Here is a 15,929-nt window from a genome sequence, read left to right as displayed (position 1 = left end):
GAGGCTCGGTAAGCTCGTCTCGGTGAGCCCGAATCATCTCGATCGTTTGGTGTACGTCGATGACTCTGGTCACCCGCAGTCGGGGCTGGTCGTGTACGGGTGGGTGGAGTTTCGACCAGACCGCTGGTCATCGGTGCTCCAAGCTTGGCTAGACACTCGGAAGCGGCTATGGCGGGAATTCGGAGTGCCCATCACCCAAGAGTTGCATGCGACCGACTACATCAACGGTCGCGGGCGAATCTCCGACAGGATCCCAGAGCGCCATGTACACGCTGGGATAGAGCATTGGAAGGACTTCGGGCGGGAGGTTGCTCTCGCGTGTTTGGAGACTCTCCGTTGCACGGAGAACTTGAGGGTTGGAGCTGTTTGGCGGCGGGGGGTCGGTGGCGTCGCCAATACCAGGCGCGATGCGTACTCGGCGTTGATCCAGCAGTTCGAAGGGGAGCTTGCCGAGACGGGATCCCTCGCCTTGGTGTTCATGGACGGGAACGGTAGCGATACCTCCTACCGGGCGACTCATCGAAACCTAAGGCTGGCCGATCGGCGAGTAGTTGAAGATGCCATCCACATGGACTCAAGGACGTCGCAGCTGGTGCAGATGGCTGATCTGGTGGCCTGGACTGCGAACGTGCACATCGACCGATACGAGGGCAACCAGTTCGCATGGGAGTGGTACTCAACGCACTTGGGAGAGCGCGACCCGCACCGCGGCCCACGAGAGATCTAGCTCACAAACAGCTAGACCCCCTGATCCGCGTGTCGCGGGGGGGTCTGCATGCAAGACACTACACCGCCGCGCCCCACAACGCTAGTCATGGTCTAAAGGAGCGAGGTGCGGCTGCGAGGAGGGTGGCTGCCGCGGAGTTTGTCAGTGCGGCGTGCTCACCTAGAGGCAGAGGATCTAGCTTGGAGGTGTCTGGTGGGAAGAACAAATCCCTACGGGGTCGGCGATTCTGGCCAGCAGGCATACGACCGAAAGATGGTCTGTCCTTGCTGTGGCCTGCCGTACATCGAGAGGGCTGGTCCCAAGACGCCGTTGATCGTCAAGCCTTGCGTGGATTGTCGTGGGCACGACGCGGAGGGCTCGCTCAAGCAGCGCCTTGAGGCGGCGGAGAGTCATGCCCGCAGATCTCTTGATCATGCGAGGAGGGCGCACGTAGCTCTTGCGGGCGGGATGAGAGAGCGCGACGCAGAGCGACGGGAGAGCGATCGGCTCAAGCGAGACCTTCACCGCGTGATCGGCGACCTGAACTACTACAGGGCCCAGGTGCGGGCGGCGTGGTTGCTGCATGGCGGTGATGCTGGGACGTGTGAGTGCGGCGAAAAGCCATGTCGCACGAGGGCCGAAGCTCATCGCATCGAGGAGGAGATGGGCGGCGGTCCTGCCGATCGACATGCCCCACGGATCCCCAGGCTCCTCTGACACCGAGGCGTAACCAGCGAATCGCCATAATCGAGCATCTGGGCCATACGCTCGGGGTTATCCGTGAAGCGGCGCGTGGCTCCATTGGGTTCGCATAGATCCAGCCCTACAGCGCTGGACCTCCGTCTGCGTGCGTCGTTATGAGGGGGCGCAGTGACATGATGGCGACATGCTGATCAATCCGCAGTACTTGAATAGTGAATCGCTTCTCCGGTACATGGCGAACCTGGAGGATGGCGTGCGCGAATCCGGAGAGGAGACTGTCACTGACGTTCGTGACGCCCGCGCGGGGGTCGACGTTAAGGTCGCGAGGGCAGAGGGAGGTCGTGGATCGCAGACGGCGAGGAGAATCAACACTACGGATCACGATTTGGCCCGACTCAAGCGCCTCATAGCAGCAGGGCATGAAAGGTCGGATGAACTCGATTGGATAGAGATTCAACAGCCAGCCATCGAGTTTCCAATGGCGTCTATCGGGTCCATGATCGAATGGGATTGTGAGATCTTCGTACCGGATGTCATTCGAGCAATGCTCAATAATGGCGGTTTCAGTGAGGCAGTGAGGGCATTACAGAGGCTGCGCCCCGCGGCGGATGTCTTAGGATTCGGGGACCTCGACGGCATAGATTTCGCGGAAATCGATGCGGCGGCGAGCTTCTTGGAGACCCTTGACGTGGTGCCGGTCGTGGTGGGTGAGAACGATGAGACTGAGTGGAAAGTGGTTGGCTCCCTAGAGCCAAGATGGATCTCGGGGAACCACGAGTTCGACGGCGCGGTGAAAATCATTGGCAAGATTCGAAAGATAGTGAAGGCGGATCGCTGGTATCCACTCATGTCGTTGCCAGGTCAAAACCTTGGTTCACGAGCAGATAGGCGCGAGCGAGAGCGGCGTGGCCCGGCATCGGAGGAGGCCCAGGAGCATTTCCTGAAGGGGCCGCTCATGGTGTTGGACTATTTGGTAATCCATACGTGAGCCAGGAGGCTCAGAAGAGCGGGGTCGGACGCTTATCCATTGGCTGCGTTGGCGCACCGGATCAGTTGCAGCAGCCATCTAGTGCCACGCATGCTTGGAGAGACCGGGTCGAGGGCAGCGAGAATGAACGCATCAGCCCGGCCCGCAAGACACTCCGCCTTGGTCGACCACGTACTTGTTGGGCACGAGGTAGGCAAGCGGGCCCTTGCCCTCGGCCAGCCAACTCCTGGCGATGATCAGGCCCAGCACAGTCTTGCCACCGCCGGTGTCGAGCTTGACGACGACGTCGCGCTGGCCCCGGTCCGCGGGCTGGCCAAGAAGGCCTCCGCTGCGGCCGACAAGGTCAAGCAACCCGCCTAGCGCAGACAGCATGCGAGCGGGGATCACAACCGAAGTGGTGATCTCGCTTGCGAGCATGCTGAGGCGGATATCGGGTGACTCCTGAATCCGGCCGATCCCGTGCTGGCTGCGGCTGGGCCTGGTCGCGTCACTCGTTCTGCTTCAGAGGAGAGTGGTCCCCGCTCGAGCGGGCGGACGGGCGCCGATGTGACATAATATCAATTATCGGACATACCCCCAGGGGTATGGAACTTCGCTGATGGCTGCCCTCACTGTTTGTGTGTGCGAGGGGGTCTTTGATCCTGCCGTCCCGGCCTATGAGTGAAGTTCATTCCGATAGCGGCCAGGCCTTCCATGTCGAAACCTGCTGTCCTACGGTCTTTTACTCAATCGCGATCCATGCCTCCCCTGTGGAACTCTATGGATCACGCTGTTACCACGAGCAGTACCACCAGTGCCCTCGGAGGTGAACTGGGTACCTACACGCGACGGTGCGCATGCCTCCCCCCAGTGGTGGTGACCCATCCCGCGAGTACCACACCCCTTGAGCATCTTCGTCGCGCCAGTCCGTCAGCGTCGGAAAGAAGTACCCCACCTTGTCCACGTCCAGCGTGCCGTCGCCGGATAGCCGGGACAACCCAGCGGGAATAGGCACGTGGGTATCTTCGGTCGCGCCGGACTCCTGGACGAGGGCGACTGCTCGCTGATACTCCGCGGTGTTCTGGAAGTACATCGCCCCCGGTGCCGGTTCCACGCGAACCATCGGCACAAACGCGAGCACCCACAACAGTAGGGCGGGCGCAAGCACCTTCCGATGCCAGCCAACCACGACCCAGAGCCAGACGCTCAACACGAGAGCCGCCACCCACAGCAGCCAAGTCGCTGGATGGAAGACACCACGCCATTGGGGCCACAGAAATGGATCTGCGTGGTAGAGAAGCGAATTACCGACTCCGATCAACGACAGGAGTACGTGCAACACGGTCGTCCCCCACAGGCATCCCAACAGGATTAGTAGGATACGCCGAAGAAGCGTTCCAATGAATCGCCTAGCCATGCACAGCCTCCGCGAGAAAGGGATTGCGTGCCACTTCGTTCAAGACAGCCTGCTGCAATTCCGAGCCGGTTATTCCAGCTCGGTACTTGTCTGCTTGGGTCGGGGCCGCGGGGAGCCAGCGTCGGCCAAGGCTCGCTGGGCCGATCCGGTCACGAGTGCGCGTGATAGGAACTCGGCACCTGCTTGTCCTGCCAGCTCCCTCATGGATGACGCGAGCGAGATCAGCGGGTCAAGCGCGGATGCAAGCTCGCTAGTGAGTTGCTTGGCACCATCCGCTTGGACTTCAAGCTTGTCAGCGTCCATCAGGTCACCTGCTCTACCCGCATCTGCGGCAATGCGCGATAGTCGCGACCGAATGTGGCAGTGCTGCTCTTGGGGCGCTTGCTCCGTGCCGAGGACGTTCAGCCACAGCCCGATGTTCAGGAAGTACTGGCGCCCGTAGTTCGACTTCTGAAGGTTGAGAACCAAGATGATGTCTTCACGCTTGAGATACCACGAGCCTGCTCGCTTCACGAAACCCCTGCTCTTCGCGTAGGCGTCGACGGTCGACTGGACGAGGGTTGGCATAGGTCATCTCCGCGGGTAGGTCTGAATGTCGCCTGTCCACGGCGTTCTGCCGGGATAGGCCTCGTTTAGTTCATCGAGGTAGCCTTGGAGTTGTCGCTGACCAAGGCGGATCGCACGAGGGTTGTCGGGCTTCAATTCGACGACCTGACGTGAGTCGAAGTTGATGCCGTCGACACGCTTGCCACTCGGCAATCTGAACTCGCGTTCGAAGCCAGGGCCGTAATCCCAAGTCTTATGCATCAGGCGGCCGTACGCAGTCGCTGCCGTCTCTCCATTCACGGCCGACGGACTGGACGACGTCGACCAAGGAGTTGCGGGGCGACAGGAACAGCACCGCGTCCAGGGCGGGGACGTCCACGCCCTCGGAGAGGCAGCGGGCGTTGGTCAGGATGCGGCATTCCCCATCGGGGACGGGGGCCTTCAGCCAGGCCAGTTCCTCACCTCGCAGCAGGGCATTCATGGTGCCGTCGACGTGGTGGGCATCGACCAGCAGTTCGGGGGTGTCGGGGTCACCGTCGTCGCTGAGGGTGTCGGCGATCGCGGGGAAGGTCTGGGCGAACGCCTTCGAGGAGGCGATTGAGGAGGCGAAGGCGACCGCTCGCTTCATGGGGACGGGGTCGGGACCGAAGTCGAGTTCGGTGGTGCGCTTGGCCAATCCGTTCCAGCAGCCTGCGATCTTGGAGGCATCGTCGAGGTTGATCTCCCCATCCCCGTCGGCGAACACTCCTTGCAGGCTGTCACTTACGGCCTCGTTGGAGACGCACAGGATCATCACCTTGTAGTCGGTGAGGAGCTTGCGTTCCACCGCTTCGCCGAAGCCAAGACGGTGGAACTCGGGCCCGTACAGGGCCTCGTCGTCCATCGAGCACAGCTCGGCGGACACCTCGACGGCCTTCCTCTTCACCTCCTCGCCGTAGATGCGGGGGGTGGCGGTCATGTACAGCCGCTTCCCGGCCGGAAGGTATGTGTTGTCGTGGACCCTCACGAACGCCGAATCGTCGGTCACCCCAGGCAACTTCGCCCCGGTGGTGCGGTGGGCCTCATCGCACAAGATCAGATCGAACGCCTCCCCCGACTGCTGCTGGGCTCGGGCGACGACGTCGATGGACTGGTAGGTGGAGAACACCACCGTCATCCGTTTCCCCCGTCGTGCCCCGCCGGCCATCTGGGCGGCCAGCTTGTCGGCGTCGGTCGTGGGCAGGGGAATGTCGTGGATCGAGATGTCCTCGGCCTGGTGGGAGGCCTTCGTGTCCGAACACACCACGAACGGGCGGATGTCGGTCTGGCTCTGGGCCAGCCATTCGCGAAGCGTCTGCGACACCAGCGCGATGGACGGGGCCAGGAACAACACCTTCAGATGGCCACCGTTGTCGGCGCAGCGCTGCTCGGCCAACTTCAACGACGTGAACGTCTTTCCCGTCCCGCAGGCGGAGATCCACTTGCCGCGGTCAGTCGAGTCGAACCCGGCCTGGATCTTGGCGATGGCCTCTTTCTGGTGGGGTCGAAGGCGGTAGCGCGCGGCCCGGCGGGGTTCGAAGTCCAAGGCGGCGCGCGAGTGGAGCATCCAGTCGATCGGTGACTCACCGATCTCGGTCAACCCGATCCGCTGCACTGGCACCGTCTGCTTCTGCAGCGCTGACTCGGCGTGGTGAGACCACCGGTCAGTGGTGGAGATGATGATGCGGTTGTCGAACACGATGTTGTCCCACGACCGGCCCGAAGCGGTGAAGAACGAGTCGATGTCGGCCTTCTGCAGCGTGTGCTTCGGGTCATAGAACTTGCACTGGATCGCCGTCCACGCACCGGTGTCACGATTCCTGGCCACCAGATCGATCCCCGAATCATGGGAATGCTCGTTGTGGTCCCAGCGCGCCCATGACGTGACCTCGTCGTAAGTGCTGGCCAAGGTCGGATCGGTACGGAAGTAGCCCTCCATCAGCCGTTCGAACCGAGTTCCCCGCTCAGAGTTCGACCCCGCGGCTCGGAAGTCGTCGATCACGTTGTGGATCGTGGTCCTCGTTGCCATGGTTTCCTCTTGTTCGACCGAGCCTTCTTCCGGCCTACGGTAACGGCTTGCACGGCCATCTTTGCGGTCGACCCGGGCATGGGGATGGCCCCACACCCGGACGGGGGTGTGGGGCCATGTAACGACTTCGTCAGGGGAGATGCCGCTACTTCTTCTTGTCCCTCTCCACCACGGTCGTGTTGGGGTGGCGGCGTGCCGTTGAGAGCTTCACATATCGGCCGGTGATCGCGCTACGAGCGCGCCCCGAACCACTCCTCGCGGCCATCAGCGCTGCTCGTCGAGGTCTTCATCCAGTCGAACACGACAGTGGGCCCCGGCCCCACCCTCGTCCGATGGTCGCAGGGGGGCAACGGCGGTACCTGTGAACCGTTCGGGGAGCGTGGTGTGATGGGCCCATGGACACCAAGACCGAGGCGCGGGACTTCCTGATCTCGCGCCGCAACCGTCTGACCCCCCAGCAGGCGGGCCTGCCCGTGATCGGTGGCCACCGCCGGGTTCCCGGTCTGCGCCGCGAGGAGGTGGCCATGCTCGCCGGCGTCAGCCTCGAGTACTACGTCCGGCTCGAACGCGGCAATCTGGGTGGCGTCTCCGAGCAGGTGCTCGACTCGTTGTCGTCCGCACTGCAGTTGGACGAGGCCGAGCGCACCCACCTCTACGACCTGGCCCGCAACGCCACCCACCGTCGCACCACCCGCACGGCGCCGAAGCGGGTGGTGCGGCCGCAGGTGCAGTGGCTGCTCGACCAGATGGGCGGGTCGGCCGCGTACGTGCGCAACGCGCGGCTCGACATCCTCGCCACGAACGCGGTCGGACGCCTGCTCTACGCGCCTGTCTTCGAGCAGGCCGGGGGCAACACCAGCCGCTACATCTTCCTGTGTGAGGAGTCGGCCCGCGAGTTCTTCGTCGACTATGAGCTGATCGCCAACAACTCGGCCGCGGTGCTGCGGTCGATGGCGGGGGAGAACCCTCACGATCCCGCGCTCAGTCGACTGGTGGGCGAGCTCTCGACCCGCAGCGAGCGCTTCAGGCAGTTGTGGGCCAAGCATGAGGTGCGACTGCACCGGTCCGGCGTCAAGCGGTTCAACCACCCCCTGGTCGGTGAGCTCACGCTGAACTACGAGGCCATGGACCTGGCCGCCGATCCCGGCCTTCGTCTCAACACCTACGCCGCCGAGCCCGGCACCGAGTCGGCCGAGCGATTCGGCCTCCTGGTCAGCTGGGCGCTGTCAGGTCAGTCGGATCTGTCGCCGGCTGCGCCCACGGCCACGGATCAGCGCTTCGACAAGGCCTGACGCCAGCTCCCGACGTGTCGGGTGCAGTGCTCGGCGACTGCTCGCCAGTGGTCCCCGTGGCCGCTGGTGAACATCGACGACCACGGTTCGTCGCCGTCAGCGTGGGAGCGTTCGAGCAGGTCATGCATGGCCCACGCGCGCTGGCCGAGCAGCTCGGGCAGGCTGGCGGCGAGTTCCTCGGACGACCGGTAGCCGTCGACGAGGATGGCCCGCAGCCGGCTGGCTCCTTCGGCGGGTGACTGGTCGGGATGGAGACCCGCGAAGGCCTGTGCGGAGTAGGCAAGGTCCCAGGCGCCGGTACTGGGACCGGCTCCGTCCCAGTCGATGAAGACCCAGCGATCGGTGAGCGCCGGACCTGCCATCACCAGGTTCCACGGGGTGGCGTCGTTGTGGCAGATCAGCTCCGGCCGCGTGGGGCTCGGGATCAACATCGCCGGCCAGCGCTCGAAGTCGGGGTCGTCCGCGGTGGGGCTGGCGTCGTGGATGGCCCGCAGTAGTCGACCGACCCGCCGCAGCTGGTCGAGGTCGAGCGGGGGGAGGTCGAGGGCAAGAGTTCCCGGCACGAACTCGGTGACCGCTCGTCCGGCAGCGTCTCGTCCGTGGCTGGCGGGCAGATCGACACCAGCCCGGCGGAGGTGCTCGCAGTAGGCGGTCACGAGGTCGGACTGGGGCAGCCACGGCTTCCTCACGGTGGGCCCCAGACCGGCCAGTGGCCCGGTCAGCGGGTCCTCCACGCGCACGACCCCCGCGGTGGCGTTGCCGCCGGTCAGTGGTTGCTCGGCTGCTGGGCGGGGACCGTCACTCACCGTCGCCCCCGCGATGTCGACCCCGAGGCTCCACCAGGATCACCACGGTGGCTCGACCAACCCCCCGTTTTCGAGGGTTGGTCGAACCACGGTGGTGATCCTGGCGGGACCTCGCACCCAGACTGCAGTGGACGATCATGTGAGGGCGGCTCACAGGAACGACGGCAACCACTCGATGATCTCGATGATCACGATGATGCCGAACCAGACCACCAGTGCCGCGGTGAACATCCCCGCGTCCAGGGCCGCCCTGGCCTTCTGCTGCCAGCGTTCGGGAAGGTACAGGTTGCCCTCGTGCACGTTCCACTGGGTCATCGACCAGAAGACGAAGGTGGTCGAGATGGTCACCAGCAGGCACCAGGGGCACAGGGCGCCGATCACGAAGGTGGACTGGAAGAGCAGCCAGTAGGCAAAGATCACGCCGAGCAGGTAGACCGCGTTGGCGGTGAACATGAACCACTTGGGGAACCGCACCCCGGCCAGTGAGGCGACCGCGATCGTCATCACCACCGGTTCGGAGATCAGCCCGAGGAAGGCGTTGGGGAAGCCGAAGACATTGGCCTGCCAGGTGGAGCCGACCTTCACACAGTTGAGGATGGGGTTGATGTTGCAGCTCAACACCACATTGGGGTCACGGGCGATCAGGATGGCGTCGTAGCTCAGCACGAAGGCAGCGACCAGGCTCAGGATCGCGAAGACGAGCATCTCGCTGAACAGGACGTAGCGGGTCCGTGACCGGGGTGCGGATGCCTCGACCTGGGTCGGGTTCGCCTCGTCCACCGTCATCTGCACGCCTTTCGTCCTGGGCAACCCGCACGGGTTGCGGTGGCGAGCCTATGCCAGCGCCGAAGTTGCCCCCCAACCCGGGTGCCCCCGTCTACGCTCGAGCCCATGACCGAGATGCTGCAGGTTCCCGCATCAGGCGGCGGCACCCGCGAGGTGAAGTTGTCGAACCCCGACAAGGAGTTGTGGCCGGCTGACCAGATGCCCGACGGTCGCGCCGTCACCAAGGCCGAACTGGCCGAGTACCTGCTCGCGGTCGAACCGGGACTGTTGCAGGCGATCGGAGACCGTCCCGTCACCCTGCAGCGATTCCCCGACGGCATCACCGGGGAACCGTTCTACTCCAAGCGTCCGCCCCAGGGGCTGCCGTCGTGGATGCGCACCGTGATGTGCACGTACCCCAGCGGACGCAAGCATGAGCAGTTGGTGGTCGACGAGATCGCCGACGCCGTCTGGATGGCGCAGATGTCGACCATCACCATGCACCCCTGGCCGGTCCGCACCGCCAACCTCGACAATCCCGACGAACTCCGCATCGACCTCGACCCCCAGCCCGGACGCGGCTTCACCGACGCGGTGGAGGCCGCGTTCGCGCTCCGCGAGGTGATGGACGAGGTCGGTCTCACCGCCTGGGTGAAGACCTCCGGCAACCGCGGGGTGCACGTCTTCGCCCGGATCCGACCCGACCACGAGTTCCTCGACGTGCGCCACGGGGTGATCGGCATCGCCCGCGAGTTGGAGCGCCGGCTGCCCGACCTGGTCACCTCGTCCTGGTGGAAGGAGGAGCGCGGGGAGCGGGTCTTCGTCGACTTCAACCAGGCTTGCCGTGACCGGACGATCGCCGGCGCCTACTCGGCTCGTCCACTGCCGGGGGCCCCGGTCTCGTTCCCGGTGACCTGGGAGGAGCTCAAGGACTGTTCCCCCGCCGACTTCACGGTGCGGACCGTGCCCGCAATCGTGGCCGAGCGCGGCCACGCCTGGCTCCCGATGGACGAGGCCGTGGGTGAGCTGAGGGGAGCTCTCGGTCTGTGGGAGGAACAACTGGCCCGAGGCCTGGGCGAGCTCAACTTCCCACCCGACTACCCCAAGATGCCCGGCGAGCCGCCGCGGGTGCAGCCCTCGAAGCGACGCAAGGACCGCGACGACGAGGAGTACATGGCGCCCAAGGCCGAACGGGACGCCCATTGGGGCGTGCCGGTGGTGCCCCCGTTCGGGCCGATGCTGGCCAAGCCCGTCAAGGAGTTCCCGAAGTCCGACGTCATCTTCGAACCGAAGTGGGACGGGTTCCGCTCGCTCATCTGGAGGTCGGGTGATGAGGTCGAGATCGGCTCGCGCAACTCCAAACCCATGACCCGCTACTTCCCCGAACTGGTCGAGGCCATCAAGGCCAACTTCCCCGACGCCTGCGTCATCGACGGAGAGATCGTGATGGTCGACCCCGACCATGGCGACCGGCTCAACTTCGACGCCCTGCAGCAACGCATCCACCCGGCCGCCAGTCGGGTGAAGAAGTTGTCGCAGTCCTCGCCCGCCTCGTTCGTGGCCTTCGACCTGCTGGCCCTCGGCTCCACCAACTACACCGACCGGCCCTTCGCTGAACGCCGGGCGGCGCTCGAGAAGGCACTCGCCAAGGCCAAGCCACCGATCCACCTCACCCCGGCGACCCGGGACAGGGAGGTCGCCCAACGCTGGTTCACGCAGTTCGAGGGGGCCGGGCTCGACGGGGTGATCGCCAAGCCTGTCGACGTGCTCTACCTCGAGGACAAGCGGGCGATGTACAAGATCAAGCACGAGCGCACCGCCGACTGCGTGGTCGCCGGGTACCGCACCCACGCCTCCGGCGACGACCGGATCGGGTCGCTGTTGCTGGGGCTCTACGCCGCCGACGGCACCCTCAACTCGGTGGGCGTGATCGGGGCCTTCCCGATGGAGCGGCGCAAGGAACTGTTCGAGGAACTGCAGCCCCTGGTCACCGGTTTCGCCGGCCACCCGTGGAACTGGGCTGGTGAGACCGACGACGCCGCCACCGGTGACCAACTGCCCGACAACCGTGACCAGTCGTTCCCGCGCACGCCCAGTTCGTCCGCCTACTCGCGGTGGAATGCCAACAAGGATCTCTCGTTCACGCCGTTGCGCCCCGAGCGGGTCGTCGAGGTGCGCTACGACCACATGGAGGGCAACCGCTTCCGCCACACCGCGCAGTTCGTCCGCTGGCGCGAGGACCGTGACCCGACCTCGTGCACCTACGAGCAGCTGGAGGAACCGGTCAGCTACGACCTGGACGAGGTGCTGAACGCGCGCGGTTGAGTAGGATCGTGGCCGACGTGGGCTCGGCCCTACCCGGCCCGACTGATACCGACGTCGTGGGCGTGGTGCTCGAGGTCGTGCAGGAAGTAGGCGGCGAAGGTCTCGACCGTGAAGGACGAGCCGTTGCTGCGCAGGCTCGGACGGTCCCACTGGTCGGGGGTGACCGCGTCGAACGCTGCCGCGGTGCGCTCCGCCTCGACGGCGTACTGCTCGGCCACCTCGGCCGGGTCCTCGTCCCAGTAGCGGCCCTCAACTGCGGCCTGGTCCTGGTCCCAGTTGGCGAAGGTCGGGTTGTCGCTGGTCACCATCAGCCCCAGTCGCTGGCGGAACAGGATGCAGACGTCACGCACATGACAGCCGTACTCCAACGGAGACCACGTGGTCTCGGTCGGGCGCTGGCGCACGTCGTCGGCGGCGAGGCGGTGGCGCCAGGGATCGATGGTCGCGCGCACCCGTGCACCGACCTCGTCCACCCGGGTGGGCATGTATCCGCAGTCGGGGCAGCCCTGGGTGGTGACGAAGGTCCAGTCCTTGTCGTCGGTCGGAGGAGTGGTGGGCTGGCCGGTGGTACCGCTGGACTGCGTCATGCTCGGCCACCGCTTCGGCGGGCATCGGGGTCCTGTGGGTCCGACATCAGTTCGTCGACCGGCAGCACCACCTCCTCGGTCGTCTCGTCGATCGCCCCGGCGGGCATCTGACCGTCCGGGGTGTCGACGACGGGGGCCGTCCAGTGGGGATCTCGTCCGATCAGCGCGATCAGCCTGTCCTGCATCGGGTGGGAGTCGTCGAGCACGACCGGGTCGCCGTACTGACCGCTGGCGCGCAGCATGTCGGCCGCACCGGTCATGGCCTCGACCAGGTTCTGGGTGGTGTCGGGGTCGAGGGTCGCGTCCTGACCGGTGGCGCGGGCGAGGTCCCAGGTGTGCATGAAGACGTCAGGCAGGTAATACTTCGCGAGCAGGTCCTCGACCGTCGACTGGCCACCGGAGAAGTCCTGGACGAGTTGGCCGGCGCGCTCGGGATCGTCGAGCAGGACCTGCACCTGGGCTGTGAGATCGGCCCACGCACGCACCGGGTTGCGGTCGGTGACGTCGGCCAGTTCGACACCCAGCGATCGCATCATGCCCGGCAGCCAGCTCGTGAGGTGCTCGACGACGTCGCGGGCACGCCAGTCGGCCACGGGCGACTGCAGGTTCCAGTCGGAGGTGTTCTCGACGAGATGGGTGAAGTGTGCGGCGTACCGCCGGTGCGTGTCCGCGATGCTCATGGACGACACCGTAGTTCACGGGCCACCCGCGGCATGGGTCGAACGGTGGACGGAACTCGCAGCCGTCGGCCGCCGGGTGGGAACACGATCGCCGCGAGCGGTGTTGCCCCCCACGTGAGCTCACTCTTCGCGCCGATCACGCTGCGCAACACCACCATCCGCAACCGCATCTGGCTGGCCCCGATGTGCCAGTACTCCGTCGAGGCACGCGACGGCATCCCGACCGACTGGCACCTCGTCCACCTGGGGGCGCGGGCACAAGGGGGGTTCGGCCTGGTCATGACCGAGGCCACGGCGGTTGTTCCCGAGGGACGCATCAGCCCCCAGGACACCGGCATCTGGAATGACGAGCAGGTGGCTGCCTGGGCCCGGATCACCGCATTCATCCGCTCGCAGGGAGCCACGCCCGCGATCCAGTTGGCGCACGCGGGACGGAAGGCCTCGACCCGCCGCGGATTCCCGGGCGAGGCCAACGGCGTCGCACCCACCGACGAGGGTGGCTGGACCCCCGTCGGGCCGAGTGACACGGCCTTCCCCGGGCTGCTGCAGCCCGAGGAGCTGAGCACGGACGAGATCACGGCCCTCGTCGACGCCTTCGCCACCGCGGCCGCACGCTCCGTGCAGGCCGGCTTCGAGGTGCTCGAGATCCACGCCGCCCACGGCTACCTGCTCCACGAGTTCCTGTCCCCGCTCTCCAACCACCGCAACGACGACCACGGCGGCTCGTTCCAGAACCGGAGCCGTCTGCTGGTCGAGGTGGTCGACGCGGTCAGGGCCAGGGTCGGTGACCAGGTGCCGGTGATCGTCCGCATCTCGGCGACCGACTGGGTCGACGACCGCCCGGCCTGGACGGTCGACCAGTCCGTGGAACTGGCCCACGTGTTGCGCGAGCACGGTGTCGACCTGGTCGACGTCTCGTCGGGCGGCAACGTGACCGTGCCGATCCCGGTGGGGCCCGGCTACCAGGTGCCCTTCGCGGCCCGGATCCGGGCCGAGGCCGGCGTGGTCACCGGTTCGGTGGGCATGATCACCGAGCCCGAGCAGGCACAGGAAGTGATCGACGGCGGCCAGGCCGACGTCGTGCTGCTGGGACGAGCCGCCCTGCGTGACCCGTCGTGGCCCCAGCGCGCGGCCCACGAGCTGGGTGTGGCCGACGAGGTCTCCGGCCGGCTCTACCCGCCGCAGTACGTGCGGGCTGCCTGGCACTGAACCTCACCTCCGTCCGAGACGCGGCGCGACCCACCCTCAAGGGTGGGTTGACGCCGCGTCGCGCGGCTCCTGCGCGTGGCGGGGGCACCTGTGTGTAGTTTTTCACTCAGAGCGCGTGCTCCGGGATCCCCCACCCGTGGGTGGGTCGGCGGTGCCGCCAGACTTGAGGAGAAACAACATGTGGATCGGACTCGGAATCTTCCTGGTCGTCGTCGGGGCCATCCTGACCTTCGCCGTCCAGGTCAACATCCCCGGCGTGAGCGACAACACCCTCGGCTGGATCCTGATGATCGCGGGGGTCGCGGCCATCATCCTGTCCTTCATCCTGCAGGCCCAGCGTCAGCGGACCCGCCACGAGGTCGTCCGCGACGAGCGCATCGACCACGACCTGCACTGACCCACACCGTCCGCGTCTGACCCCACCGGGGTGGTCCGCTCCGGCGGATCCGCGGTGATCACGCCTGATCGAAGGGCGAGGCCTGCTCCCAGGCCTCGCCCTTCACCACGAGCGGGCACCCCGCGACCACCAGCACCACGCGGTCGCAGCTCGCGGCCACGGCCTGGTTCAGCCAGCCCAGCCAGTCGGTGAACAACCGTCCCGAGCGTTCCATCGAGATCAGGGACTGGCCGACCTCGTTGGTGACCACCACGAGCGGATGCGGACACCGCGCCACGGCCTGGGCCACGGCGTCGACGCGGGAGCGCAGTTCGGCAGTGATCTCATCGGCCGGTCTCGACCAGGCGTCCAGGTCGTCCAACTGCGCGGTCAGCCAGGTGCCGAGGCAGTCCACGATGCAGGGCCCGGCAAGGCGGTCGATCGCCTCCGCGAGGTCGACGGTCTCCCAGGTCTGCCAGTGGGCGGGTCGTCGCCGGCGGTGCAGGGCGACCCTGTGGTTCCAGTCCTCGTCGTCGGACGAGGGACCGCACGCCACGTAGACGACGGTCTCATCGGGCCGCAGGGTGGAACGGTCGGGCACCAGGCCCTCGGCGATCGCCGACTTGCCCGACCGGGTGCCGCCGGTGACGAGGGTTCGCACCGGTCAGCGCCCCAGTGGGACGAGCACCGCGACGCTGGCCGCGGTCAGGGCGAGCTCGATGCAGGCACCCATCACGTCGCCGGTGACCCCGCCGAAGACACGGACCGATCGCCACAGCAGCCACCCGACCACGGTGGCCGCGGCCACGATGGCCGCTGGTCCGGTCCACCAGGCCAGACCCGCCCACGTGGCAGCGGCTGTCATCGCCACGGCGGCCAGCAGCAGCCAGGTCACCACCAATGCCACGGGGACGACGGAGGACACCTCGCGGGCGAGCCCCGACTGCGGGGCCGCGGGAACCCCTCGCGCGGCGGCAAGGGTTGCGGCCACGCCCGAGCACGTGACCAGGGTGGCCACCAGCAGGGCCGACCTGGTGGCCGCCCCCGGTGAGGCCCAGTCGAGCGCCGACCAGGCTGCCGCTTGCACCCCGACGGTCACGACGATGGCCGCCACCCCCATGGGTCCTGCATTGCCCAGGTGCATCACCTCGAGGGCCCGCTCGCGGTTCCAGCCGGCACCCAGCCCGTCGACGGTGTCGCTGAGGCCGTCGACGTGCATGCCGCGGTTGCCGAGCATGAGCGCAGCCACGGCCAGCAACGCCGCCACCAGCGGCGGCAGACCCAGCAGCGACGCCCCCAGCAGTACGGCCCCCGCGAGTGCTCCCATCACGGCGCGGGCGAGCGGAGCGCCCAGCATGGCGACGCGCGCCGAGCCGGGTGTGATCTGTGACAGGCGTCCGACGGGGACCACGGTCAGCAGGGCGAGGATGAGCCTCAGTCCCTCGACCAGGTCGCCTCGTCCGACCCGGGGGGACTCGGTCGCGACTGCTCCAGCCGAGCTCAC

Annotated in this window: 16 protein-coding genes; 6 read left to right on the top strand and 10 right to left on the bottom strand. The window is 66.4% G+C overall.

Going from position 1 to position 15,929, the window contains the following annotated elements; all coding sequences use genetic code 11:
• Positions 1-22 precede the first annotated feature (22 nt).
• Both H507_RS17545 and H507_RS0100530 read left to right on the top strand, forming a co-directional pair.
• A complete protein-coding gene (locus tag H507_RS17545; protein ID WP_022908766.1) occupies positions 23-727 on the top strand; it encodes a DUF3800 domain-containing protein in 705 nt (234 codons plus the stop codon).
• A gap of 865 nt (positions 728-1,592) precedes the next feature.
• On the top strand, positions 1,593-2,396 hold the full coding sequence (locus H507_RS0100530; RefSeq protein ID WP_022908765.1) for a DUF6414 family protein: 804 nt from the start codon (positions 1,593-1,595) through the stop codon (positions 2,394-2,396).
• Between the two features lie 132 nt (positions 2,397-2,528).
• Here H507_RS0100530 and H507_RS0100525 read toward each other — a convergent pair whose 3' ends face one another.
• The 4 genes from H507_RS0100525 to H507_RS13700 form a co-directional block, all read right to left on the bottom strand.
• A complete protein-coding gene (locus tag H507_RS0100525; protein ID WP_157438828.1) occupies positions 2,529-2,747 on the bottom strand; it encodes a hypothetical protein in 219 nt (72 codons plus the stop codon).
• A 1,114-nt stretch (positions 2,748-3,861) separates the two neighbouring features.
• Positions 3,862-4,359, bottom strand: coding sequence for a DUF4304 domain-containing protein (locus H507_RS17045; RefSeq protein WP_022908762.1), 498 nt, complete (start codon positions 4,357-4,359; stop codon positions 3,862-3,864).
• Between the two features lie 3 nt (positions 4,360-4,362).
• Positions 4,363-4,599, bottom strand: coding sequence for a hypothetical protein (locus H507_RS18430; RefSeq protein ID WP_084707568.1), 237 nt, complete (start codon positions 4,597-4,599; stop codon positions 4,363-4,365).
• Positions 4,592-6,385 carry a restriction endonuclease gene (locus H507_RS13700; RefSeq protein WP_022908761.1) on the bottom strand — a complete coding sequence of 598 codons (1,794 nt, stop codon included), beginning with the start codon at positions 6,383-6,385 and terminating at the stop codon, positions 4,592-4,594. The genes H507_RS18430 and H507_RS13700 overlap by 8 nt, the downstream gene beginning before the upstream one ends.
• A gap of 395 nt (positions 6,386-6,780) precedes the next feature.
• On the opposite strand from H507_RS13700, the gene H507_RS0100505 reads away from it, so the two are divergent.
• The gene (locus H507_RS0100505) at positions 6,781-7,677 is read left to right on the top strand and encodes a helix-turn-helix transcriptional regulator (protein WP_022908760.1); all 897 of its coding nucleotides are present in this window, start codon (positions 6,781-6,783) and stop codon (positions 7,675-7,677) included.
• Here the strand turns inward: H507_RS0100505 and H507_RS0100500 are convergent.
• Together H507_RS0100500 and H507_RS0100495 are read right to left on the bottom strand one after the other, a co-directional pair.
• Positions 7,656-8,483 (bottom strand): phosphotransferase, encoded by an 828-nt coding sequence (locus H507_RS0100500; RefSeq protein ID WP_022908759.1) that lies wholly within the window; start codon positions 8,481-8,483, stop codon positions 7,656-7,658. The two genes, H507_RS0100505 and H507_RS0100500, sit on opposite strands and share 22 nt — an antisense overlap.
• A 150-nt stretch (positions 8,484-8,633) precedes the next feature.
• Complete coding sequence (locus H507_RS0100495) at positions 8,634-9,269, bottom strand: vitamin K epoxide reductase family protein (RefSeq protein ID WP_026377563.1); 636 nt, start codon at positions 9,267-9,269, stop codon at positions 8,634-8,636.
• 105 nt (positions 9,270-9,374) lie between these two features.
• On the opposite strand from H507_RS0100495, the gene H507_RS18395 reads away from it, so the two are divergent.
• Positions 9,375-11,573, top strand: coding sequence for an ATP-dependent DNA ligase (locus H507_RS18395; protein WP_022908757.1), 2,199 nt, complete (start codon positions 9,375-9,377; stop codon positions 11,571-11,573).
• Positions 11,574-11,602: 29 nt separating this feature from the next.
• On the opposite strand, the gene H507_RS0100485 is transcribed toward H507_RS18395, so the two are convergent.
• Together H507_RS0100485 and H507_RS13690 are read right to left on the bottom strand one after the other, a co-directional pair.
• Positions 11,603-12,160, bottom strand: a complete 558-nt coding sequence (locus tag H507_RS0100485; RefSeq protein WP_022908756.1) for a DinB family protein — start codon at positions 12,158-12,160, stop codon at positions 11,603-11,605.
• Positions 12,157-12,840, bottom strand: a complete 684-nt coding sequence (locus H507_RS13690; protein ID WP_022908755.1) for a DinB family protein — start codon at positions 12,838-12,840, stop codon at positions 12,157-12,159. Before H507_RS13690 ends, H507_RS0100485 begins: the two co-directional genes overlap by 4 nt.
• A gap of 114 nt (positions 12,841-12,954) precedes the next feature.
• Between H507_RS13690 and H507_RS0100475 the strand changes: the two genes are divergently transcribed.
• Together H507_RS0100475 and H507_RS0100470 are read left to right on the top strand one after the other, a co-directional pair.
• Positions 12,955-14,049: an NADH:flavin oxidoreductase/NADH oxidase gene (locus tag H507_RS0100475; RefSeq protein WP_022908754.1), complete on the top strand. Its 1,095-nt coding sequence runs from the start codon at positions 12,955-12,957 to the stop codon at positions 14,047-14,049.
• Positions 14,050-14,227: 178 nt separating this feature from the next.
• On the top strand, positions 14,228-14,446 hold the full coding sequence (locus H507_RS0100470; RefSeq protein ID WP_022908753.1) for a DUF6458 family protein: 219 nt from the start codon (positions 14,228-14,230) through the stop codon (positions 14,444-14,446).
• A gap of 58 nt (positions 14,447-14,504) precedes the next feature.
• Here the strand turns inward: H507_RS0100470 and H507_RS13685 are convergent, their stop codons facing one another.
• Positions 14,505-15,086 carry a bifunctional adenosylcobinamide kinase/adenosylcobinamide-phosphate guanylyltransferase gene (locus tag H507_RS13685; protein WP_022908752.1) on the bottom strand — a complete coding sequence of 194 codons (582 nt, stop codon included), beginning with the start codon at positions 15,084-15,086 and terminating at the stop codon, positions 14,505-14,507.
• Between the two features lie 3 nt (positions 15,087-15,089).
• Entirely contained in the window at positions 15,090-15,929 is an 840-nt protein-coding gene (locus H507_RS0100460; protein ID WP_211217277.1) for an adenosylcobinamide-GDP ribazoletransferase, read from the bottom strand.

This window comes from Aestuariimicrobium kwangyangense DSM 21549 (assembly GCF_000421525.1).
Lineage (GTDB): Bacteria > Actinomycetota > Actinomycetes > Propionibacteriales > Propionibacteriaceae > Aestuariimicrobium > Aestuariimicrobium kwangyangense.
The sequence above is the reverse complement of the archived record's forward strand: the minus strand, read 5'-3'. Positions and strand labels throughout refer to the sequence as shown.